Consider the following 22495-nt stretch of genomic DNA (forward strand, 5'->3'; position numbering starts at 1 on the left):
CCGGTCTTCCGGGTTTGCCTGAAGAAAAGGGCGTCCGCGAACGCGGACGCCCTGGCAGTCGGCGGAGCCGACGGCCCTGCGCGAAGCGCAGCCCGGAGCAGGGCGGCTTTGCCGCCCGTAGCGGCTCTCGCGAACCCGGTCTTCCGGGTTTGCCTGAAGAAAAGGGCGTCCGCGAACGCGGACGCCCTGGGAAGAGCGCGAAGTGCCCGGAGCGGGGGGTTACCAGTCCAGGGTGGCCTTGAAAGCCTCGGCCAGCGCGTCCACGGTCTCGGTCAGAAGCACGGCCTCGCCGTGGCGCACGGTGAGCTTCCCGTCGGAGGTCACGCGGCCCACGGGGGCCATCCACTGTCCGGCGAAGAGCTTTTCGAAGCTGGCCACGTTGGCCGAGGGCACGCCCACCACGAAGCGCGAATGGCTCTCGGAATAGAGCACGGCCAGGGGATCGGCGCAGTCGGGGCTGGCGGGCACGCGGGCCAGGTCCACGTCCGCGCCCAGGCGGCCGCCCAGACACATCTCGGCCAGGGCCACGGCCAGACCGCCGTCGGAGCAGTCGTGGCAGGCGTTGTGCTGTCTGCCCTTGGCCGAGCGGCGCAGGGCCTGGTAGCGCCGCCTGGCGCTCACGGCGTCCACCTGGGGGACGCTGGCGAAGGTGAGCCCCAGCTCCTCGGCCAGTTCCGAGGCCCCCAGATCCGCGCGCGTGAGGCCCAGCACGTAGACCACGTCCCCGGCCTGCTTGAAGTCGGAGGTGACGGCCTGGGCGGCGTCGTCGATCACGGAGAGCGCCGTGAAGAGCACCGTGGGGGGGATGGAGATCTTGGCCCCTCCGCCGGTGTAGTCGTTCTTCATGGAGTCCTTGCCCGAGACGCAGGGCACGCCGTAGGCTTGGCAGTAGTGGGCCAGGGCCTGGTTGGCGCGCACCAGCTGGGCCAGCTTGTAGCGCCCGTCGGGGGTTTTTTCGGACTGCACCGGGTCGCACCAGCAGAAGTTGTCCACGCCGGCCATGTGGGCCAGGTCGCCGCCGGCGGCCACGGCGTTGCGCACGGCCTCGTCGATGGCCCCGGCCATCATCCAGTAGGCGTCCAGGTCGGAGTAGCGGGGGCAGATGCCGTGAGAGAGCACCAGGGCCTCGCGCCGCGAGAGCACGGGGCGCATGACGGCCGCGTCGGCCGGTCCGTCGCGCTCCACGCCCACCAGGGGCTTGACCACGCTTCCGCCCTTCACCTCGTGGTCGTACTGGCGGATCATGTATTCCTTGCTGCAGATGTTGAGCCGCCCGAGCATGCGCTTGAGCAGCCCTGCGTGGTCCACCGAGGCGGGCAGTGCGGAGTCCTCAAGGGCGGGGCGTTCCCACACGGCCTCCAGGCGCATGCGCGGCGTGCCGTCGTGCAGGAAGTCCATGTCGAGCAGGGCCACGGGCTTCTCGCCGTAGACGGCCTTGAAGCAGCCCGAGTCGTTGAAGCTGCCGAGCACCGTGGCCTCCACGTCCATCTCGGCGGCCAGGGCCAGGAAGTCGTCGATGCGTTCGGGGGGCACGGCCAGGGTCATGCGTTCCTGGGCTTCTGAGAGCAGGATCTCCCAGGGACGCAGGCCGTCGTACTTGAGGGGCGCGCGGGCGAGATCGAGGAGCGCGCCGCCCGAGTCGTTGGCCATCTCGCCCACGGAGGAGGAGAGGCCGCCCGCGCCGTTGTCGGTGATGGCGTGGTAGAGCCCCGTGTCGCGGGCGCGCATGAGGAAGTCGTACATCTTGCGCTGGGTGATGGGGTCGCCGATCTGCACGGCCGTGGCGGGCGAGCCTTCGTGGAGTTCCTCGGAGGAGAAGGTGGCCCCGTGGATGCCGTCCTTGCCGATGCGTCCGCCGGTCATGACGATGAGGTCGCCGGGCAGGGCGCGCTTGTCCTGGCTGGGCTTGCCGTTCACCAGTGCGGGCATGAGGCCCACGGTGCCGCAGAACACCAGGGGCTTGCCCAGGAAGCGTTCGTGGAACACCACGGAGCCGTTCACGGTGGGGATGCCGGACTTGTTGCCGCCGTGCTCCACGCCCTCGCGCACGCCTTCCATGACGCGGCGCGGGTGCAAAAGCCTCGGGGGCAGGGGCTCGTCGTGGAAGGGCGAGGCGAAGCAGAAGACGTCGGTGTTGCACAGGAGGTTGGCGCCCATGCCGGTGCCCATGGGGTCGCGATTGACGCCCACGATGCCGGTGAGCGCGCCGCCGTAGGGGTCCAGGGCGGAGGGCGAGTTGTGGGTTTCCACCTTGACGCAGAGGTGGTGGTCTTCGGTGAAGCGGATCACGCCCGCGTTGTCCTTGAACACCGAGAGGCAGATGTCGTCCTGGCCCATGGCCTGGCGGATGGCCTGGGTGGAGCCCTGGACGTAGGTCTTGTAGAGGCTGGAGATGGTCCGGGACCGGCCGGTCTCGGCGTTGCGGTACTCGATGTCGGCCGCGAAGATCTTGTGCTTGCAGTGTTCGGACCAGGTCTGGGCCAGCACTTCCAGCTCGGCGTCGGTGGGGTCCTGCGGCAGGCCCTGGGCGGCGCGGCGGGCGCGCACGTCTTCGCGCAGGAAGTGGTCGCGGATGGCGTGCATCTCTTCCAGGGAGAGGGCCAGGACGTTCTCGCGGGAGAAGACCATGAGCGCCTCGTCGTCCATGGTCTGGAGGGGCACGGTGAGCACCTCGTCGGAGGAGCGGCCCGTCACCTGGGCGGCTTTGGGCTCGAACCCGGGCTTCTCGGCCCACTGGGCGGCGGACTTGATCTCGAAGCGCTGGATGAGCTCGTTGCAGAGGTGGTCCTTGGCGATGTGCTCCACCTGGGCGGGGGTGAGGCTGCCGCGCAGGGCGAACTGGGCGGAGGTGTAGACGGCCACGTTCTTCGCCTGCTCGCGGGTGAGGCCCAGGGCCAGGGCCAGGGTTTCGCGGGCGGTGCGGCCCTCGTTGTCGGTGACGCCGGGACGCAGGCCCACTTCCACAATCCAGTCGAAGTCCCTGGCCAGGGGCTCGAGAGAGGCCAGGTGGGAGACGGGGTCGTGCAGGGCGGCGATGTCCACGGCGCGCCGGACCTGATCGCGGTCGAGACCGGCCACGGTGTAGGTCTTCACCACGGCTGCGTCGTCCACGGGGACGCCCAGCTCGTGGGTGATGCGGTGGGCGGCCCTGCGGCCGGGGATGTCCTGCAGGTACGGTTTGGGAGCTACTTCCACCCGAAAGAGCATGTCGGAAACCTCATGGGCGTTGGATTTGCGTCCGCCAGCCCTCTGGGGAGGCGGGCGTGTGAAGGGTTCAGTGCATGGGGGCTTCGCCGGACCAGACGATGCAGCCGCCTCCCTGGCTTTTGGCCGTGTAGGAGGCCTTGTCGGCGCGGCGTAGCAGGGAGGAGGGGGTCTCCTCGGCTTCGAGCATGGCCAGCCCGGCGCTCATGCCCAGACGGCCCTCGAACTGCTCGGAGACCGCCTCGTGCAGGCGCTGGGCCAGGTGCATGAGCTGGGCGGGCTCCACCTCGGTGACCACCACGGCGAATTCGTCGCCGCCGTAGCGGCAGGGGTAGTCCATGCCTTTGCGCAGGCGGGCCTTGAGGATGCGGGAGACGGCGCGCAGCACGTCGTCCCCGGCCTGGTGCCCCAGGGTGTCGTTGACGGCCTTGAAGTTGTCCAGGTCGAAGAAGAGCACGCCCATGGGGCGCTGGGTGCGTTTGCTGCGCTGCGCCTCGCGCTCCAGGATGACGTGGAACTGGTAGTGGTTCAAAAGCCCCGTGAGCCCGTCGAAGAGGGCCAGACGCTTGAGCTTGTCCTCCAGGCGGCGCACGGTGGTGATGTCGCGGCCCACCACGAGCCACTGCTTCTGCCCGCCCGGGGTTTTGGGCAGGGGGGAGAAGACGAGTTCCAGGTTGTGCGGCTGTTCGCCAGGGGCTCCGGGCGTCAGGGCCTCCACCGGGGCGGGGGCTCCGGCGAGCATCTCGGGCCCCCAGGCGCCCTGGTGGACGCTGGTGGGCCGCGCCAGCTGGAAGAGGTTCTTTTCCAGCAGGTGGGCCACCCGGGGGGATGCGAAGGTGATGCGGCCGGTGGCGTCGATGGTGAACACCGAATCGCGCATGGACTTGACGAGCTTCTCCAGGAACTCGCCCTGCTTGAGGGCCTTGAATTCCCAGCCGGAGACCAGGGTGACGTCCTCCAGGAAGAGCAGGATCTCGTTGCGTCCCTGCCACTGGCGTTTTTCGGCGGCCAGGTAGACGCAGGCGTCGGTGTCGTGGTGCTCGCCCTTGAAGAGGCAGAAGATCTTGTGGAGCGAGGTTGCTCCCGGATCGGCCAGGAAGGAGTCCCACTGGGTGTCGCGGGAGAGGTCCTTGCCTTCGCCGAGGGCGTTCCAGAGGTCGCGTCCCAGACAGTCGCCGGGGAGCCCCAGGAACTGGCGCAGGCGGTCGTTGATCTCCTGGATGGCGCCCGAGGGCGAGAGTCTGGCCACGCCCACGGGGAGCTGGTCCAGGGTGTGGGCCTTGGCTTCCAGCACGCTTTGGCGCAGGGCGAAGTGTTCGTAATTCTGGCTGACGAAACGCACGTAAAGCCCCAGCAGGCGCAGGGTCTCCTGGCTCAGGCCCTGGCGCGGCAGGCGCAGTTCGCCCAGGAGCGGCCCGGAGGCGACGATGGGGAAACTGTGGGATTTGGGCGCGGTCCAGGGCAGCGCGTCGCGCGAGTCCGAGGCCCCGAGCCGGGCGGGTTCGCGCCCCTCCTGGGAGGCGAAGAGCTCCCAGTCGTTGTATTTGGGCACGCCCAGGGCCAGTTCCCAGCGGCGCACGTCCCAGACGAAGCGCAGGTGCCGTCCGATGATGGCGGCCACCTCCTGCCTGCCGTCGGTCGCCTGGGCGATCTCCGAGGCCAGGAAGTGGTATTCCTGCATGAGCTTGATGGAGTGCTGGTAGTAGCGGTCGTCGTGGGGCGCTTCCTCGATGCCCAGGGTGGCGAGCATGGACTGGAAGCGCTGGGCGCAGCGCATGAAGAGTTCGTCCATCTCTTCGGGCCCGATGTCCAGGCGGCGCTGCAACGTGGTGCGGAAGTGGAGCACGCTGGCCGGGTTGCCTGAGGTCCCCAACTCCAGCTCGGACCAGCGTGTGGCCAGGATGATGCACTGGGTCAGGGGCGAGTGGGCGTCCAGGCTGTCCATGTCGTGGTGGAAGGCGATGCAGGCCTGTTCGGAGGCGGGGATGTTCAGTTCGTCCAGGAGGTCCGCGGTGAGGCGGCAGTGGTCCGCGCTCCAGGCCCCACGTTCGGCCTCCAGCTGCCCGGGAACGTAGGCCGTGATCACCCCGTGGTGGCCCAGCTCCTTGAAGCCCGTGGGGTCGGCGCAGACCATGAGCAGCAGGGAGATGTCCTTGAGCAGGGCCGTGAGATAGGCCTGGTCGGAGAGGTCCGGGCAGAGGCGCTCCGCCAGGAGTTCGGCCGCGATGGCCGACCAGACGATGAGCCGCCAGTTGGCGAAGAAGTCGATGCCGTGCTTCTTGAACGCCTCGCCCAGATGCTTCTGGTAGGAGATGGACAGGGCGATCTTGAGGATTTCCTTGGTGCCGAGGATGGTGGCGGCGCGGGTAAGGTCGGTGACCTTCTGGCCCGCGTTGTAGTAGGGCGAGTTGGCCAGGGTGAGCACCGTGGCCGTGAGCACGGGATCCATGCCGAGGATCCGCGCGAGGATTTCGAAGTCCGGCGTGGGCTTGACCGCCTCTTCCAGGAGCTGAAGCGTCACCGGCGGAAAGGTGATCTTCATGCACTGGCGCAGGGAGGCGATGGTGTTGCTCATAAATCCAGGTGTCGCGTTTTATTTGTCGCGCCGGGCCATGCCCTCCAGAGCGGCGAGCAGCAGCCTTTTTTCCAGGGAGTCCGGGAAGCCGTCCAGGCAGTCCCGGGCCTTGAGCAGGTAGTCTGCGGCCATGTCCCTGGTGCGCTCCGCGTGGCCCCCGGCGACGACTGCGGCCACGGCGGCTTCTGTCTCATCGTCGGGGAGGATGTTCTCTTTCAGGGCTTTTGTAAACCCTTCTTTCTGCGCGGGCGGCAGCTGGTCGAGGTAGAAAATGAGCGGCAGGGTGAGCTTGCCCTCGCGGATGTCCGCTCCCTTGGGCTTGCCCGTGACGGCCGAGGGCGAGGCGTAGTCCAGCACGTCGTCCACCAGTTGGAAGGCTACGCCCAGGTTGAGCCCGAAGTCGCCCGCGGCCTTCACCCGTTGCGCGTCGGCCCCGGCCAGGATGGCCCCGGCCTGGCAGGCGGACTGGATGAGGCAGGCGGTCTTGCCGGTGATGATCTCCAGGTAGCCGTCGTATCCCAGCCCGATGTCGCGGATGTGGGCGATCTCCTGGATTTCGCCGGTGACGGTGGCCAGGATGGCGTCGGAGAGGCAGGCGGTGAGTTCCGGGCGTCCGTAGGCGGCCACCATGGTGTTGGCCAGGGCCAGGAGGGCGTCGCCTGCCAGGATGGTGTGGGTGCTGCCGAAGGCCACGTGGGCGGCGGGCTTGCCCCGGCGAAGCTCCGCGCCGTCCAGGATGTCGTCGTGGAGCAGGGTGGCGGAGTGCAGCAGCTCCAGGGAGCAGGCCAGGGGGTACACGTCGTCGGCCGCGTGGCCGAGCGCCCTTGCCGTGAGGATGGTGAGCAGCGGGCGCAGCCGCTTGCCTCCGGCGTTCAGGACGTGCTGGGCCGTGGGGCGCACATAGGGGCTCAGGGCTTCCACGCGGCTGCGCAGGCAGCTTTCGATGAGGGGCAGTTCCCGGGCCTGGTATTCGGCGAATTCTTTCATCATGTGCTTTGAATCTATCGGGTTCCACCCGGTTGCGGGGTCAGCTGCCCAGAAGGGCGTCCAGCGCGGCCTCCAGGCCTGCGAGGGCCTCGTGGAGTTTCCATTTGGCCCGGTCGCGCTCCCCGATTGCGTTGGAGATTGTCCGGACCTCCAAAAAAGGCAGGCCTCTCGAGAGGCAGGCCAGAGCCAGGGCGAAGCCCTCCATGTTTTCCGCCAGCGCCCCGTACCGTGCCGCCAGGGCCTCGGCCCGGACGGCCGACGCCGTGACGGCGGCGCTCGTGACGAACAGACCCCGGGTCCAGCTTCCCGGCAAGGCCAGGCCCATGGCCCGGGCTGCACCCTCGGGGTCCAGCGCGAGTCGCTGGAACACACGCCCCGACGGCCCCTCCCACTGGGCGAAGCCGAAGTCGTTGGCGTCCGCCAGTTGGCCGACGTCGGCCACTCCGTAGTCCGGGTAGAGTTCCGCGTCGGCCAGCACCGCGCTCCCCAGGGGTGCGCGCGCCGGGTCGAAACTGCCCGCCACGCCCAGGCAGAGCGCGCCCGAAAGCTCCAGGCCCTCTGCGCGGGCGGCCTCCAGGGCTGCGCCCGCCTCCAGGGCGGCGTTGAGCGGCCCCACGCCCGTGACCAGCAGAAGCGCCTCGCGCCCGGCAAAGGACGCCCGGGAGCGTCCCCGGCGCAGCGGAGGCTTCCCCTGCGGCAGCCGCGCCCCCAGGGCCGCGCGCATCTCGGCCCAGGTGGCCGTGACCAGCAACAGAGTCACCTCAGCGTTTCCTCACCGTGGCCAGCAGCCTCCCCCCGTCCAGTTCCCGCAGCGAGACCACGTCCGCCATGCGGTGGCGGCTCACCAGTTCCAGCTTGCGGCTCTGGGCGGGGTCGATCTCCACCTCGATGCAGGCGCCGCTCTCCAGGGACTTCAGAAGCGAACTCGCTTCCAGGAAGCCTCTTCAGCAATCGCCCGAACACACGAGGCGGAGAAGTTCCACGCTAGAGCCTCCAGTAGGTCAGTCCCGCGTCCAGCACCCGTCGTCTGTCCAGCGCTCCCCGGATGTCCATGACCAGCCCGGTCTCGGGAGCGGTGAAGCAGCCGGCGATCAGGGCCGGGTCCATGGTCTTGTAGGCGTCGTGCCCCACGGCCACGATGATGGCCTCCAGGCCCTTGAAATCTTCCATGGGAGAGAGGGTGAGCCCGTATTCGTGCATGGCCTCCTCGGGGGCTGCCATGGGGTCGTGCACGAGGACGTTCACGCCGTATTCGCCCAGTTCGCGGATCACGTCCACCACCTTGGTGTTGCGCAGGTCCGGGACGTTTTCCTTGAAGGTGAGGCCCCACACGCCCACGGTGGCCCCGCAGATGGGCCGCTTGGCGGCGATGAGGCGCTTGATGCACACCTCGGCCACGTGCTTGCCCATGGAGTCGTTGATGCGCCGCCCCGCAAGGATCACCTGGGGGTGCAGGCCCAGGCCCTCGGCCAAAAATGTGAGGTAGTAGGGGTCCACCCCGATGCAGTGGCCGCCCACCAGGCCCGGCCGGAAGGGCAGGAAGTTCCACTTGGAGCCCGCCGCCTCCAGCACTTCCTGAGTGTCGATGCCCACCTTCTCGCAGATGAGGGCCAGTTCGTTCATCAAGGCGATGTTCAGGTCTCGCTGGGTGTTCTCGATCACCTTGGCGGCCTCGGCCACCTTGATGGAGCTGGCAGGGTGCACGCCGGCGCGCACCACCGATCCGTAGAGCTTGCAGAGCAGTTCGCGCACCTCGTCGGTCTGCCCGGCGACCACCTTCACGATGGTCTCCAGGGTGTTCACCTTGTCGCCGGGGTTGATGCGCTCGGGGGAGTAGCCCACGAAGAAGTCGCGCCCGCAGGCCAGGCCGGAGTTCTCCTCCAGCAGGGGCACGCAGATCTCCTCGGTAAGCCCCGGATAGACCGTGGACTCGAACACCACCACGCTGCCGGGAGCAAGCTGCCTGCCCACCGTGATGGACGCGCCGCGCACGGGCGCGAGGTCGGGCCTGCGGTGGGAGTCGATGGGCGTGGGCACCGCGACGATCACCACGCCGCAGCCCTTGAGACATTCCGGGTCGTGGCTGTAGAGCACCTCGGCCGAGGCCAGGGCTTGGGCGCTCACTTCGCCCGTGTCGTCCACGCCGCTCTTCAGGCGCTCCACGCGCCGGGGGCTGATGTCGAAGCCCGTCACCTTGAAATGCCCGGCAAGCGCCACCGCCAGCGGCAGGCCCACGTAGCCGAGGCCCACCACGGCGATCCTGGATTCGCCGGACTTGAGTTGTTCGAACGTTACCAATGCAGTCTCCATGACGATTCGTTGAAGCCCAGGCTCACTACCGGACTTTGCCCCCGGCATCAAGCGGGCTGGACATGGCCCGTTCCGCGCACTATCAAGTGCCGATGAACATCGATTGGAAGCTCCTGCTCCTGGCCGTGGGCCTTGCCCTGGTCTTCGAGGGCATGCCCTATTTTCTCTTCGCGGAAAAGATGCCGGGCGTCCTGCGCCAGCTCTCGGCCATGAAGCCCCGCTCCCTGCGCCTCATGGGCATGACGGCCATGGCCGTCGGCCTCCTTCTGGTCTGGTTCCTGACCCGCCACGCCGTCCGGCCCTGAGGCGCGCCCTTCGTTATTCCTTGACGGCCATGTGGACCACCACGATCCCCAGGGCCATCTTCTCCCATTCCACGCGCGCGAAGCCCGCGCGCGCCAGTTCCCCCGCCAGTCCGTCGGCGTCGGGGAAGGCCATGATCGTGTCCGCGAGGTAGCGGTAGGCCCCGGAGTCGCGTGAGAACACCCGGCCCACCAGGGGCAGCAGCCGGTTCAGGTAGAGCTTGTAGAGCCCGCCCAGGATGGGCTGGCGGCCCGACCCGAACTCCAGGATGCACAACCTCCCCCCCGGCTTGAGCACGCGGAAAAGCTCCGCGTAGGCCTCGGCGCGCGGGATGATGTTGCGGATGCCGAAGGCGATGGACGCGGCCTCGAAGCACTCGTCCCGGAAGGGCAGGGAGCGCCCGTCGGCCTGCACGGGCGCGATGCGCCCGGGGCGCTCCAGCTTGGTGCGGCCCTTGGCGAGCATGGGCAGGCAGAAGTCGGCGGCGGCCACGAAGGCCCCGGGGTGACGCCCTGCGATCTCCAGGGACACGTCCAGAGTCCCGGCGGCCAGATCCAGCACGCGGCAGGGCTTCGCTCCGGGCAGGTTCATGCGCTCCACGAGGCGCTGCCGCCAGAGGATGTCCAGGCCCAGACTCAAAAAATGATTGAGAAAGTCGTACCAGGCGGCGATGCGCCCGAACATGGAGGCCACCTTGCGGCCGTGGTCGCCCGACATGGCTATTCCGTTTCTCCGGGCTTGCCCGGGTAGGGCTCGTGGGTGGTGATGGTGCGCAACACTTCGAGATAGATGCGCGAAAAGTGTTCCGTGAAGTTGGAGGGCGATATCCGCCCCGTCTCCACGAACTTCACCACGATCTCCTTGGCCACCTGAAGGGCCTTGTCCTGTATCTTGTCCACACGAGCCTCGCGGGATGGAGTTCGGAAAAAACCGCCCGGGGGGAAATGGCCTTTGACCACCAAAGGACAACCGGGCGGAAAAAGAGAAATACCTTGAAGCACTCCCCTTTTTTTCAGGCCCCTACCATGCCCCCGCCCGGGAGTCGAGAGGCCCCGCCAGCCGGGGCTCCGCCCCGGACCCCGCCAGAGAGGGCGCTGCCCTCTCTGGACTCTCACCAGGGGGAGCCCCCCCTGGACCCGGCGGTTGCTTCGCGGGCTGCACCGGGCATGGCGTCGCAATGCTCCGGGTCTGTTCCGGGACGCGCCACGATCAACCGTACAGGCCAGCGTCTGCCCTCTCCGGGCTCCTGGCCATGGATATATTTGAAGAATATCCATGGCCAGGAGCCCGGAGAGGGCAGACGCTGGCCCAATCGTCAGTCAAATTGTTGGGCGGACGGGGGTCTCCCTGTCCCTCCCTGAGCCCCGGAGCACGGTTGTATCGGAAAAACAGCCGTGCTCCGGGGCTCAGGGAGGGCCAGGGAGACCCCCATCCCGGATCAAGCCTTTAGAAGGGCAGCACCTTGCGGCCCTGCGCGGCCTCCAGCACCTCGGCTACGCCCAGGTAGAAGGCCGAAGCCCCGCAGACGATGCCCTCCCAGCCCGCGATGGTCCCGATCAGCGCTGATCCGGACCAGTCGCGCACGGCCAGCAGCATGAAGAGGATCACCAAGGAACCGAAGATGAAGCGCAGCACCGGGCTCTTGCCCTTGGTGCCCAGGAACATGAAGAAGGTGAAAAGCCCCCACACGAAGAGATACCAGCCCATGTAGGCGTGCTCCGTGGGACCGGTGATGCCCCACTTGGGGGCCACGATCAGGAACACCAGCGTCAGCCAGAACATGCCGTAGCTGGTGAAGGCCGTGTAGGCGAAGGTGTTGCCCTTCTTGTATTCAAGGATGCCCGCGATCACCTGGGCGATGCCGCCGTAAAAGATGCCCATGGCCAGGATCATGGCGCTGATGGGGAAGAATCCGGCGTTGTGGATGTTGAGCAGGATGGTGGTCATCCCGAAACCGAGAAGACCTACCGGTGCTGGGTTGGCTGTCTGCTGGTCCATGGTCGTTATATCTCCCTGGGAGGTAGGAAATGAGTGTTTCGGCGCGCAAACCCCGCGACGGCGACCGTTCGCCGCGCGGGGGACCGGGGCCGCCGCGCCCCGGAGGGATTCTGAAGGCCCGGAGGCCGTGTTCTCAGATTTCGACGAGCTCGTAGCTGGCCGTGCCCAGGCCGATCTCCTCGGCGTAGCTCAGTTGGAGGTCGCCCTTGGTGTGGCGCCAGAGACCCTGGAACTTGTGTTCGCCCGGGGCCAGGTTGCAGGTGAGCTTGGAGCCCGTCAGCCCGGCCTGGCCGTTCACCAGATCGAGGCATGCCTTGTCGATGGCCACGGGGTCGCTGGAGGCCAGGATGCCGATGTCGGGCACGATGGGCGCGTCGGACCAGGAGGCGCAGTCGCAGTCCGGGGTGACGTTCACCAGGAAGTTGACGTAGCCGCAGCGGCCCTTCTTGTTCTTCACCGCGCCCAGGGCGTATTCCACCATCTTTTCGGTGAAGGGTCCGATCTCGGTGGCCCAGTCCATGGAGACGGCCTTGGGCTTGCACACGGTGAGGCACTCGCCGCAGCCCACGCAGACCTTCTTGTCGATGGAGGCCTTCTTGTCCGCGAGAGTCACCGCGCCCTCGGGGCAGACCTTGAGGCAGTGGCCGCAGCCGACGCAGGCCTCGCGGTTCACCTGGAAGCGGGGGGAGTGCTGGTCGCGCTTGCCGGCAGGGGGCGAGCATCCCATGGCCAGGTTCTTCACGGCCCCGCCGAAGCCCGCCATTTCGTGGCCCTTGAAGTGGCTCACGGCCAGAAGCGAGTCGGCGTCGAGGATGCCGGAGGCGATCTTCACGGACTGGAAATGCTTGCGGCGGATGGACACCTCGCGCCAGTCGTTGCCGCGCAGCCCGTCGGCCATGAGCACGGGCGCGCCCACGGTTTCGGGGGTGAAGCCGTGGAGGGTTGCGGTGCGCAGATGGTCCACGGCGTTGTGGCGCGAGCCGGAATACAGCGTGGCGGTGTCGGTGAGGAAGGGATTCGCGCCGTACTGGCGCAGCTTCTCCACCAGGGGGCGGATGAGCACGGGGCTCACGAAGGTGTCGTTGCCCAGTTCCCCGAAGTGGACCTTCACGGCGGCCAGGGCCTGGCGTGCTGCCAGTTTCTTGAACCCCGCGCGCTCGAAGAGCCGGGCGAGCCGGGCGATCTTGTTCTCCTTGGGGCCGCGGGCGCGCAGGCTGGCGAAGTGGACCACGGATTTCTTCATTTCGTTGGAGGGCATGGGGAGCTCCTTGCGGAAGGGGAATTCATCAGGCGCGCATCAGCTTTTCTGAAACATCTTGAAGAACAATCCGCTGTTTCGCATGACTTCGCGCAAGGCGTTCGAGTCGGGCCGCGTCTTGATCTTGAGACAGTAGCCGTACCACGCGTAATAGATGAAGCGGTAGAGCGGGTCCAGGGGCAGCCGGGCGAGGAAAGGCGCGACGGACCTGAGCCAGGGAAAGTTCACGACGAGCCCGAACAATTTGTGCAGCCGTTCGATTTGCGCTTTCTCTCCGGGGGCGAAGCGAAGGGAGCTGTAGCGTTTGTTGGTCTCCATCACGGGGAGGTCGTCCGATTCCATCAGCCCCAGCCTGGCGGCGTTCTCGGCGATGGGGGTTCCCGGATAGGGGTAGAGGATGGAGGACCATGCGAAAGCGGGGCGCAAAACGATGTTCAGGTCCAGCGTCTTGAGGTCCGTCCTGAAGCTGTGCGGGACCGGGAGCCCCACCAGGTTCTGGGTGATGAGATGGATGCCGACCCGCCGGATGGTTTGCGCCGCATCGAGGAGTCGGCGGTTGGAAAGCTGTCTGCGCAGCAAGCCGTTGGCCACGTCCTCGTCGCCGCATTCCACGCCCATCCAGACCGTCACGAGGCCTGCGTCCTTGAGTTTGCGCAGGGTGTTCTCGCGCACCAGGTTCGCCCGGACGTTGATGGTGAAGGGAAGGCCGATGGTCTGGGCGTAGAGGCGGCAGAACTCGTCGAACCAGGCCTCGGGCTGGGAGAGAAACGAATCGTCGATGAGGCTGACCTGCGACAGCGGGTAGGAACCTTTGACGGCAAGGATCTCCTCGACCAGTCGCCTGGGGGAGCGGTTGCGGACGATTTTCCCCTTCTTTCTGTAGAGCTCGTTGTACTTGCTGTTGAAACAGTAGGTGCAATGGAACGGGCAGCCCCTTGTGGCCATGAACGGCTTGGATTCCTCCTGGCGGAGGTAGTCGTCCTGGGCGTAGAGGGTGTCCCTGTCCGGGTCGGGAAGGTCGTCGAGGTCTGCCACCAGGGGCATGAGCTCGTTGGTGTGGAGCTGTCCGTCACGCCGGACGTGGAAGTTGGGGGCTTCCCAATACTTGCCGCCATTCCCCAGGCGTTCGCAGAATTCGGGAAAGGCGTAGTCGCCTTCACCGATGCACACGGCATCGCATCCAGGTTCATTGATGATTGAGGGAAAGAACGTCGGGTGCGGCCCCCCGAACACGGCCATGAAGGAGAAGCGCCTCTTCAGCTGACTGTTGAACGACAGAACGGACGGATGCTCCCCCGTCATGACGCTGTAGCCCACCACGGACGGTTTGAACGATTCCATCACTTCCGAGACGGCCTCAAGTCCGTCACAGGCATGGCAGACGGCCACGTTGTGCCCACGGCGCTTGAGGGCGCTGCATAGGTACATGACGCCCATGCGTGGGAAGCCGAACCTGTCCGGATTGATGAAGAGGATGTTCATGCGTGATGGTGGGTCACGGTTTGGGGGGGGTGCTTTTCAACTTACAATAGACCACCCGGTGAATGAAATCAAGGACCCTGTTTCAGGGGGGCACCTGTTGAAGGCAGGGAGGTGAGACGTTGCGGCCGGACTGTCGTTGACATCCGCCTGGAAGCGTGGTGTCGCAAGGCGCATCCGATCGAAGCTCCTGGAGGCCTTCATGTTTCTGCGCCTGATTTGCCTGCTTGCCGCCGCGTGGCTTGCCGCTCCACTGGCCTTCCCCGGAATCGCCCATGCGCAGCCGGACTGGCAATACGGCGGGCCTCCTCCTCCCCCGCCGCCCCACGGCTACTACCACGAACGCGAACGCGAACGGGACATCCGCCGCGAGGAGCGCCGCCGCGCCCGCGAATACCAAGAGTGGTACGACGACCAGTGGCGCTACCGCAACCAGCGCTATTTCGGCGGCAATGCCCTCGCGCCGCGCCCGGGCGAGAGCTACGAGTCGTTCGCGCGCAGGGCGCGCGTGGCGTGCAACAACCAGTGGAATCGCTGCGCCACCTACTGCAACACCATCCGCGATCCGAACCGCCGAGCAGCCTGCGTGGCCAACTGCAACAACGAGCTGTACGAATGCAAGTCGGGCTTTTGATGCTTTCCTACGAAGCAGTTTCCGCACATTTACGCGAAGCTCGTTGAAAGTTATTGAAGGAGAGTCCAGAGAGGAAACTTTTTGCAAAAAGTTTCCTCTCTGGCCGCCGGAGGCTCTTCATGCCTTTCCCTCTTCCTCTTCCCCTCAGCCTCGCCCGCCGCGAACTGCGCGGAGGTGTCCGCGGACTCTGGACGTTCCTGGGCTGCCTGGGCCTTGGGGTGGCGGCCATCGCCCTGGTGGGCACGCTGTCGGAGGCGTTCCGGGCCTCGGTTTCGGAGCAGGCGGCCCAGTTGATGGGCGGCGACGTGGAGGTGAGCCTCTCCAACGCCCCCCTTGCCGACGCGGACCTGGCGCGCCTGGCGGACCGGGGCCGCGTGGGGCGCGTGCTGGAGATGCGGGCCATGGCCTACGGCCCGGGAGAGGGCAGGCGGGCGCTCGTCTCGGCCAAGGCCGTGGACGGAGCCTGGCCGCTTCTGGGGACGCTGGAGATCGACCCGCCCCTGGCGCGCGGGGAGGCCCTGGCCGAGCGTGACGGCGCGCATGGGACTGTGGTCCATCCCGACCTTCTGGAGCGCCTGGGCGTGCAGGTGGGCGATTCCATCGAGGTGGGCGACGCCCGCTTCCAGGTGCGTGCCGTGCTCCGGAGCGAGCCGGACCGGGCCATGCGCCTGCTGGCCTTCGGGCCGAGGCTTCTGCTCTCGGTGGAGGGCATGGAGCGCACGGGCCTGGCGCGGCCAGGCTCCATGGTGCGTCACGAATACCGGCTGCTGCTGCCCCCCGGCGCGAGCGCGGCAGAGACGGCCCGGGAGCTCAAGGAGTCCTTCGCGGACCCGGGCGTGCGGGTGCGCACGGCGTCGGAGGCCGCGCCCAGCATCCGCGACGGCTTCGGCAGGCTGGGCGGTCTCATGGCCCTGGTGGGCCTGTCGGCCCTGCTCCTGGGCGGGCTGGGCGTCTCGGAGGGCGTGGCGGGCTACCTGGAGGGCAAGACCCGGACCATCGCCACCCTGAAGGCCCTGGGAGCGCCCAGGAGGTTGGTGTTCTGGACGTTCTTCCCCCAGGTGCTGGCCCTGGCCCTGGCAGGGATCGCCCTGGGCCTGGCCGTCGGTGCGGCCGGGGGCTGGCTGGCCGCTCCGCTCCTGGGGAGCGTGCTGCCGGTGGAGCCCAAGCCGGGGCTCTACCCGCGCGCCCTGGGTCTGGCGGGGCTCTTCGGGCTCCTGACGGCGGTGGCCTTCGCGCTGCCGCCGTTGTCGTCGCGGTTGCGTGTCTCGCCGCTCACGCTGTTCCGGGGCTATGTGGCCCCGGAGAAGGCCCGGCCCACGCGGGGGGCCGTGGCGGCTTCGGGGCTCCTGTCCGCGGTCCTGGGCTGGCTGGTGCTGGCCAGCTCCCCGGATCCGCGCCTGGGCTGGGGGTTTCTGGGGGCCTGCGCGGCCTGCGCCGTGGCCTTCTGGCTGCTGGCGAAACTCCTGACGTTTCTGGCGCGCGCCCTGCCCGAGCCGCGCGACCCGCGCGTGGCCCTGGCCCTGCGCGGGCTGCACCGCCCGGGCAACCCCACGGGCGCGGTGGTGGCCTGTCTGGGGCTGGGGCTCACGGTGCTGTGCGCGGTGTCGCTGTCGGACGCCAACTTCCAGCACGCCATGAAGAGCGAGCTGCCCGCCCAGGCTCCGGCCTTCTTTTTCCTCGACGTGCAGCCCTACCAGCTGGAGGAATTCGAGGGCATCGTGCGCGGCGTGCCGGGGGTGACGCGCGTGGACGTGGCCCCCTCGCTGCGCGGGCGCATCGTGCGGGTGAAGGGCGTGCCCGTGGACCAGCTGGCGGTGGCCGAGAACGTGGCCTGGGCCGTGCGGGGCGACCGCAGCCTCAGTTACGCCCGGGAGATGCCCCCGGACGCGCGGCTCACGGCAGGGGCGTGGTGGCCCGCCGACTACGCTGGCGAGCCGCTGGTCTCCCTGGACGAGGAGGTGGCCAAGGGGCTTGGGCTGCGCGTGGGCGACACGGTGAGCGTGAGCGTGCTGGGGCGCGAGGTGGAACTGAAGGTGGCGAGCCTTCGGCGCATCAACTGGCTTTCGCTCTCGCTCAACCATGTGTTCGTGCTTTCGCCCGGGGTGATCGACCAGGCCCCGCTGAGCTACCTGGCCACGGCCTACGTGGACCCGGCGCGCCCGGAGGCGTACTCGAAGGTCTACCAGGGCGTGAGTTCGCGCATGGGCAACGTGAGCATCCAGCGCGTGGACGAGGCCCTGGCCGACGTGGGGCGGCTGGCGGGGCAGATCGCGCTGGCGGTGCGGGCCTCGGCGGCGGTGACGCTCCTGGCGGGGCTCCTGGTGCTCTCGCAGAGCCTGCGAGCGGCCATGGCGCGCCGGGTCTACGAGACGGTGGTGTTCAAGGTGTGCGGCGCCGGGCGTCGCGACGTGATGGGCATCATGCTGGTGGAGCACGGCCTGGCGGGCCTTGCGGCGGGGCTGGCCGCGCTGGCGCTGGGGTCCGGGCTCTCGTGGTTCTTCATCACGAGCTACCTGCAGGTGGAATGGAGCTTCTTCGCGGGGCCGGTGCTGGGCGTGCTGGGCACGGCCATGGCGCTGACGCTGGCGATGTCCCTGGCCGGCATGTGGCGGGTGCTCTCCCAGAAAGCCGCGCCCTACCTGCGCGAGGAGTAGGGCGCGGGCGCGGCCACGGGGGCGCGGGGTGCGGAGGCTATTTCTCCTCCAGCCACTCCTTGAAGGCGCGCAGTTCGTCGTTCCAGTCGGCGGAGAGGCGGACCTTGAGGAACTGCGTGAAGAGTTCGTCCACGTAGTCCATGCACTGCTCCACGAGCATCATTTTTTCCAGGAAGGCGGCGTCGGGGTCGTCGCCGTCTTCGAGGCGCGTCTCGATCTTGGGGGTCTTGAGGCCGGAGAGCGAGAACGAGTCCGCGTCCAGGAGCACCATCCAGGTGTTTCCGTCGCGCTCGAAGCGCAAGAGGGACTTGTCCACCAGCTTGCCGTTGCGCAGGCCGAGCTTGGCCTCGGTGAACTCCGCGTGCGGCCCCGTGACCACCGCCTTCTCCACGTTCTCCCCCGAGCCGCCGCGCACCGAGAGGCGCTGCTCCAGGAAGACGTTCAACTCCCCGCCGTCCTTGAGCGTGAAGTTCCAGCCGTTCTTCTCCGAGCGGAACCACAGCCACGTGAGGAAATCCTGCCCGACCACGGGGGCCTGGAGTGCGGCCTTGATGAGATCCATGGCGCTGCTCCTAGCGGCCCGCGAAGGGGCTCTGTTCGAGTTCGTCGATCATGGCGTGGCGGGACGCGTCCGTGAGGCGCCGGGCCAGGAAATAAGGGTCCAGGGGCTCCAGGGTGAGGTTGAAGCTCAACTTGAAGTAATCCTCGAAGAGGGTCTTCACCTTGGAGTTGGTGGTGGCCAGATAGACGCGGTTGGAACGCAGGTTCCACACGGCGTCGAACACGGCCGGGATGGGCAGGAACCGGGCGCGCAGTTTCAAGGCCACCTGATCCTTGAGCTCCTGCTTGCGGTCCTTGGTGATGAAGGTCTTGCCCGTCTCCTTCATGGCTTCCTTCTCGGCCTTGAGGGCCAGCTGGAAGTGCTTCTTGAACACGGCCGGGGGCACGCGGCGGGTGTCGAGCCGCAGGGAGAAGGCCAGGAAGTGGGCCTTTTCCGGGGGCGCGGCGCGCCAGAAGGGGTCCAGCCAGTCTTCCAGGCAGACCCAGCCGTAGCTGCGCTCGTCGCTGGTGTCGTCGATGTCGCGGAAGGAGTATCTGGCCAGCAGCTCAGGGAGCTGCGCGGCCAGTTGGCCGGTCATTTCCTCCACCACGGCGTAGCGGGTGAAGCTGCCGCTGGTCGAAAGCAAGCCCACGGGGACCTCCAAAGGGTGCTTGAGGGGGCGCGGATCGCCCCGTCTCGGCCTGGAGGGTCTATCGTCTTTTGGCGCGGCGCGCCAGCCCGGAGGGTGGCCCGGATTATGCAATTTATCCTCCTGAAACGGAGGGTATGAACATGTCGCCGGTGTGGAGCGTTTCCAGCGCGAAGGGCCGGATCAGCTTCGGATCCCGGTCGCGCGAGATGGTCACGGCAAGGGGCTGCAACGAGCCCTTCAAGGGGTCTTTCTGGTGTCCCGGGCGCAAGTGGTTCTCCAAGGAACCCTGCCCCTTTGCCAGCAAGGCCGAGTGCGACAACTACCGCCGCATGTGCGGGGCCATCTGAAAATGCCCGGGAGGGAGCGACAAAAATGAAACAACATGACAAGATTGGCGACAAGTCGACACATATGTAGACACTGTGCCCGGCGACGGCCCGCGAGAGGGCCGTCCCGCCGGGGAGCGGCATTTCATTTTCCTCCGCGATGGGGTAGGGAGCCCTCAAGCAGGACCAACCACCGGAGGACCCATGCCCAGCCGCGCCAAGCCCAAAGGCCTCGACACCCGCATCCCCGTCCTGGGGCCGGCCAAGGTGGAATCGCCCCTGACCTACTGCCACTTCGTCGCAGACGATCAGCGCGTGCCCATCCGCCTCTCCCCCGAGGACCTGGACGACGGCTCCCAGGAATCCGACGTGCTCTTCGAGCCCGCAGGGCCGCGCGACACCATCTACTTCGATTCCTCCAAGGTGAAGGCGGCCATCGTCACCTGCGGCGGCCTGTGCCCGGGCATCAACGACGTGATCCGGGCCATCGTGATGGAGGCGCGCCACAACTACAACGTGGCCGCCACCCTGGGCATCCGCTACGGACTGCAGGGCTTCATCCCCGAGTACGGCCACCAGATCATGGAGCTCGACCACCGCAACGTCTCCAATATACACGAGTTCGGCGGCACCATCCTGGGCTCCTCACGCGGACCCCAGAAGCCCGAGGACATCGTGGACGCCCTGGAGCGCTCCAACATCGGCGTGCTCTTCGTCATCGGCGGCGACGGCACGCTCAAGGCCGCAAGGAAGATCTACGAGGAGGTCACGCAGCGGGGCTCGCGGATATCGGTGATCGGCGTGCCCAAGACCATCGACAACGACATCTCCCTGGTCACCCAGTCCTTCGGCTTCGACACGGCCGTGGAAAAGGCCACCGAGGCCATCCGCTGCGCCCACACCGAGGCCATCGGGGCCAAGAACGGCATCGGCCTGGTGAAGCTCATGGGGCGCGAGTCCGGGTTCATCGCGGCCCAGGCCACCCTGGCCCTCAAGGAGGTCAACTACGTCCTCGTGCCCGAGGACCCCTTCGAGCTGCACGGCGAGCACGGCCTGCTTCCGGCCCTGGAGCGCCGCCTAGCCGACCGCCGCCACGCCGTCATCGTGGTGGCCGAGGGCGCGGGGCAGCACCTGCTGCGCCAGAGCGGACAGACAGACGCCTCGGGCAACCTCGTGCTGGGCGACGTGGCCAAGCTCCTCACCAGCGAGATCGGGGCCTACCTGGGCGAGCGCGGCATGCCCCACACCATCAAGTACATCGACCCCAGCTACATCATCCGCTCCGTGCCCGCCAACGCAAACGACCGCGTCTACTGCGGCTTCCTGGGCCAGTTCGCCGTGCACGCGGCCATGGCGGGAAAGACGGGCATGGTGGTCAGCAAGGTCTACGGACGCTTCGTGCATCTGCCCTTCGACCTGGTGACGCGCAGGCGCAAGAAGCTGGACCTCACCTCGGACTACTGGCGGGCCGTGCTGGAATCCACGGGGCAGTTCGCCATCTCGCCCATGAGCAAGAAGGGCTCGCCCGCCTGCCCGATCACAGGCGAGATGGTGCGGACCTAGAAAGGGTTCAGACGGGTTTTTCCAGCCAGGCCAGGCAGGCGTAGCCGCCGCGCACGCGGTCCACTGTGAGGCGCGCCCCTGTCGCGCGCTCCATGGCGCGCAGGCGGGGCAGGAGCCCGGCCCGGGGGTGCACCCCGAAGAGCGCCAGCCAGCGCGCGTGGAGCGCCTCCAGCCAGTCGGGCAGGCCGCCCCGGCTCCAGAAGTCCACCACGGCCAGCGTGCCGCCGGGGACCACTGCGTCCCATCCGGCGTCCAGGGCCTGCTCCCACTGCGGGATCATGGAGAGGCAGTAGGAGAAGAACACCGCGTCGAAGCGCTCCCTGCCGAACGCGCCCAGGCAGTCCGGCGTTTCGGCCGGGCGCAGGGCCAGGGACGCGCCCGTGCCGCGCAGGGTGCGCCCGGCGGTTTCGAGCATCTTGCCCGAAACGTCCAGTCCGCAGAGCTTCAGGTCCGGGCGCAGGCGCGCCAGGGCCGCCAGGTTGCGCCCCGTGCCGCAGCCCATCTCCAGCACGCTCCCTCCCCGGGGCACGCTCAGGCCCTCCAGCAGCCTGTCGCGCCCCAGCAGGTAGAAGCGGCGCGTGACGTCGTAAATGTGCCGCTGGAATCCGTAGAGAGCGTCCATCCGCCGGGTCTGTTCCATGGCTCATCCCTCCATCACGTAGAGGTGGACCGCCCCGTAGATGGCGCAGCGCTCCCTGGCCCCCAGCTCCCGGGAGCGCTCCCGCTCGTGGCGGAACAGTCGCGACAGGGAGGCGGGCAGGGCCGCCTCCAGGGGCGAGTCCCAGGCCCCGGTGCGGAAGACCACCCGCGCGCCGGGACGGGCCGTGCGCGCGATCTGCGTCCAGAGGCGGCGCAGGGCTTCGGGGGTCATCCAGTCCTGGGCGTCCAGGAGGGCGTAACGGTCCAGGGATCGGGCGGGGGTGCGCTCCAGGCGCGCCTGGAGGCTGTCGTGGAACACGCGGGCGCGGGGGGCCTGCTCCTGGAGCTCGTGGAAGCGTTCGGGGCGCAGGTAGTCCGGCAGGGCCTGGCGGCGCGCGGTGTCGTAGCGCCGGGAGAAGGCCTGCCATGCGAAGGGGTTGTCGGCCACGGGGAAGGCGCAGGCCAGGCGCTCCACGCGGCGGCGGTATTCGTCCAGCAGGCCGCCGGGGCACTCCCCGTCCAGGGCGCGCAGCTGCTGGGGCGGCACGCCCAGGCTAAAGAGCGCCGGGGAACAGCGGGAGAGCAGCCGCACGGGCAGGCTCTCGAAGAGGGGCTCCAGTTCGCGACGGTAGGCCTCGCGCTGTTCCTCCAGGGTGGCGGCGTCCAGGATGCGCGCGGGGTCGCGCCCCGTCAGGCGGCACAGGGCGCGCAAGAGGCCCAGGAACCGGCCGGTGCGGGAGCGGTCGTAGAGGTTGTCCCGGAACATGGCGATGCGCTGTGCGGCCAGAGGGTTCGGGCGCGAGGACCAGTAGCGGGCCGTTTCCGGGGGCAGGGCGGGCTCGATGTGCTCGCGGTAGGCGCGCGGGTTGTCCGGGTGTCCGCCCAGGCCGAAGAAGCGGAAAAAGGCCTCGTGGCCGTGGAGGCGACGGGCGGCCTCCAGCTTGAGGCGGCTCAGGTGCACGTGGTGGGCGTTGAGGTCCACGGCCGTGACGGAGCGCGCCCCGGCCAGCAGGTAGTGGCAGACGTTGCAGCCGCCGGAGGCGATGGAGAGCACGTCGTGCTCAGGGCCGATCTCCAGGGCTTCCAGGTCCACGCGGGGATCTTCCCATATCTGGTTGTAGACCATCCCTGAAAACCACCAGCAGAAAAGGCGCTCCAACAGGCCCTGTCGGCTGAGGGGCGGATGTTGGCGCACGGCGGCTCCCAGGAGCGCGGCGCTTTGGTGCGGCATGGTTCCTCCGGAATGTGACGGTGCGCCGACGCTAGGCCCCGGCGGTTACGGACCTGTGACGCCCGGACGCATTTACGGAGGAACCGGCAGGGCCGATGCGGGGAAACGGTTTGAATTTTACCCGGCCTGGCGCTATCAACG

20 protein-coding genes are annotated in these 22495 nt (G+C 67.9%); 5 read left to right on the top strand and 15 right to left on the bottom strand.

Translation table 11 applies throughout. The features are described 5' to 3' along the window. Positions 1-219 precede the first annotated feature (219 nt). The 6 genes from ACV4UX_RS04160 to ACV4UX_RS04185 form a co-directional block, all read right to left on the bottom strand. Positions 220-3207 carry a phosphoribosylformylglycinamidine synthase subunit PurS gene (locus ACV4UX_RS04160; RefSeq protein WP_491592066.1) on the bottom strand — a complete coding sequence of 996 codons (2988 nt, stop codon included), beginning with the start codon at positions 3205-3207 and terminating at the stop codon, positions 220-222. A 67-nt stretch (positions 3208-3274) separates the two neighbouring features. Further along, positions 3275-5779: a sensor domain-containing diguanylate cyclase gene (locus ACV4UX_RS04165; RefSeq protein WP_491592067.1), complete on the bottom strand. Its 2505-nt coding sequence runs from the start codon at positions 5777-5779 to the stop codon at positions 3275-3277. Positions 5780-5797: 18 nt separating this feature from the next. Then, on the bottom strand, positions 5798-6766 hold the full coding sequence (locus tag ACV4UX_RS04170; protein WP_491592089.1) for a polyprenyl synthetase family protein: 969 nt from the start codon (positions 6764-6766) through the stop codon (positions 5798-5800). 40 nt (positions 6767-6806) lie between these two features. After that, positions 6807-7526, bottom strand: a complete 720-nt coding sequence (gene mqnB, locus ACV4UX_RS04175; RefSeq protein ID WP_491592068.1) for a futalosine hydrolase — start codon at positions 7524-7526, stop codon at positions 6807-6809. Position 7527: 1 nt separating this feature from the next. Next, positions 7528-7650, bottom strand: coding sequence for a hypothetical protein (locus ACV4UX_RS04180; RefSeq protein WP_268885669.1), 123 nt, complete (start codon positions 7648-7650; stop codon positions 7528-7530). Positions 7651-7750: 100 nt separating this feature from the next. After that, on the bottom strand, positions 7751-9064 hold the full coding sequence (locus ACV4UX_RS04185) for a nucleotide sugar dehydrogenase (RefSeq protein ID WP_491592069.1): 1314 nt from the start codon (positions 9062-9064) through the stop codon (positions 7751-7753). Positions 9065-9168: 104 nt separating this feature from the next. Here ACV4UX_RS04185 and ACV4UX_RS04190 point away from each other — a divergent pair, with 104 nt between their 5' ends. Beyond that, on the top strand, positions 9169-9381 hold the full coding sequence (locus ACV4UX_RS04190) for a DUF2065 domain-containing protein (protein ID WP_491592070.1): 213 nt from the start codon (positions 9169-9171) through the stop codon (positions 9379-9381). 13 nt (positions 9382-9394) lie between these two features. Here ACV4UX_RS04190 and ACV4UX_RS04195 read toward each other — a convergent pair whose 3' ends face one another. The 5 genes from ACV4UX_RS04195 to ACV4UX_RS04215 all read right to left on the bottom strand — a co-directional run bounded on the left by ACV4UX_RS04195 (position 9395) and on the right by ACV4UX_RS04215 (position 14117). After that, the gene (locus ACV4UX_RS04195; protein ID WP_491592071.1) at positions 9395-10096 is read right to left on the bottom strand and encodes a ubiquinone/menaquinone biosynthesis methyltransferase; all 702 of its coding nucleotides are present in this window, start codon (positions 10094-10096) and stop codon (positions 9395-9397) included. A 2-nt stretch (positions 10097-10098) separates the two neighbouring features. Further along, a complete protein-coding gene (locus ACV4UX_RS04200) occupies positions 10099-10278 on the bottom strand; it encodes a hypothetical protein (RefSeq protein ID WP_491592072.1) in 180 nt (59 codons plus the stop codon). Between the two features lie 547 nt (positions 10279-10825). Beyond that, positions 10826-11377 (bottom strand): acetate uptake transporter, encoded by a 552-nt coding sequence (locus ACV4UX_RS04205; protein ID WP_491592073.1) that lies wholly within the window; start codon positions 11375-11377, stop codon positions 10826-10828. Positions 11378-11510: 133 nt separating this feature from the next. Beyond that, positions 11511-12635: a DUF362 domain-containing protein gene (locus ACV4UX_RS04210; protein ID WP_491592074.1), complete on the bottom strand. Its 1125-nt coding sequence runs from the start codon at positions 12633-12635 to the stop codon at positions 11511-11513. Positions 12636-12674: 39 nt separating this feature from the next. Further along, positions 12675-14117 (bottom strand): B12-binding domain-containing radical SAM protein, encoded by a 1443-nt coding sequence (locus tag ACV4UX_RS04215; RefSeq protein WP_491592075.1) that lies wholly within the window; start codon positions 14115-14117, stop codon positions 12675-12677. A gap of 199 nt (positions 14118-14316) precedes the next feature. Here ACV4UX_RS04215 and ACV4UX_RS04220 point away from each other — a divergent pair, with 199 nt between their 5' ends. Further along, positions 14317-14748 (top strand): hypothetical protein, encoded by a 432-nt coding sequence (locus ACV4UX_RS04220; RefSeq protein WP_491592076.1) that lies wholly within the window; start codon positions 14317-14319, stop codon positions 14746-14748. A gap of 119 nt (positions 14749-14867) precedes the next feature. Next, on the top strand, positions 14868-17402 hold the full coding sequence (locus ACV4UX_RS04225; RefSeq protein ID WP_491592077.1) for an ABC transporter permease: 2535 nt from the start codon (positions 14868-14870) through the stop codon (positions 17400-17402). Positions 17403-17439: 37 nt separating this feature from the next. On the opposite strand, the gene ACV4UX_RS04230 is transcribed toward ACV4UX_RS04225, so the two are convergent. After that, complete coding sequence (locus ACV4UX_RS04230; protein ID WP_491592078.1) at positions 17440-17964, bottom strand: hypothetical protein; 525 nt, start codon at positions 17962-17964, stop codon at positions 17440-17442. A 10-nt stretch (positions 17965-17974) separates the two neighbouring features. Further along, positions 17975-18595 carry a hypothetical protein gene (locus ACV4UX_RS04235; RefSeq protein ID WP_491592079.1) on the bottom strand — a complete coding sequence of 207 codons (621 nt, stop codon included), beginning with the start codon at positions 18593-18595 and terminating at the stop codon, positions 17975-17977. A 134-nt stretch (positions 18596-18729) separates the two neighbouring features. On the opposite strand from ACV4UX_RS04235, the gene ACV4UX_RS04240 reads away from it, so the two are divergent. Both ACV4UX_RS04240 and ACV4UX_RS04245 read left to right on the top strand, forming a co-directional pair. Continuing rightward, a complete protein-coding gene (locus tag ACV4UX_RS04240) occupies positions 18730-18942 on the top strand; it encodes a hypothetical protein (protein WP_491592080.1) in 213 nt (70 codons plus the stop codon). 183 nt (positions 18943-19125) lie between these two features. Continuing rightward, positions 19126-20484 (top strand): ATP-dependent 6-phosphofructokinase, encoded by a 1359-nt coding sequence (locus ACV4UX_RS04245; protein ID WP_491592081.1) that lies wholly within the window; start codon positions 19126-19128, stop codon positions 20482-20484. Between the two features lie 7 nt (positions 20485-20491). On the opposite strand, the gene ACV4UX_RS04250 is transcribed toward ACV4UX_RS04245, so the two are convergent. After that, the gene (locus ACV4UX_RS04250) at positions 20492-21124 is read right to left on the bottom strand and encodes a class I SAM-dependent methyltransferase (RefSeq protein WP_491592082.1); all 633 of its coding nucleotides are present in this window, start codon (positions 21122-21124) and stop codon (positions 20492-20494) included. Positions 21125-21127: 3 nt separating this feature from the next. Further along, entirely contained in the window at positions 21128-22354 is a 1227-nt protein-coding gene (locus tag ACV4UX_RS04255; protein ID WP_491592083.1) for a BtaA family protein, read from the bottom strand. Positions 22355-22495: the final 141 nt, after the last annotated feature.

This window comes from Fundidesulfovibrio sp. (genome assembly GCF_058402725.1).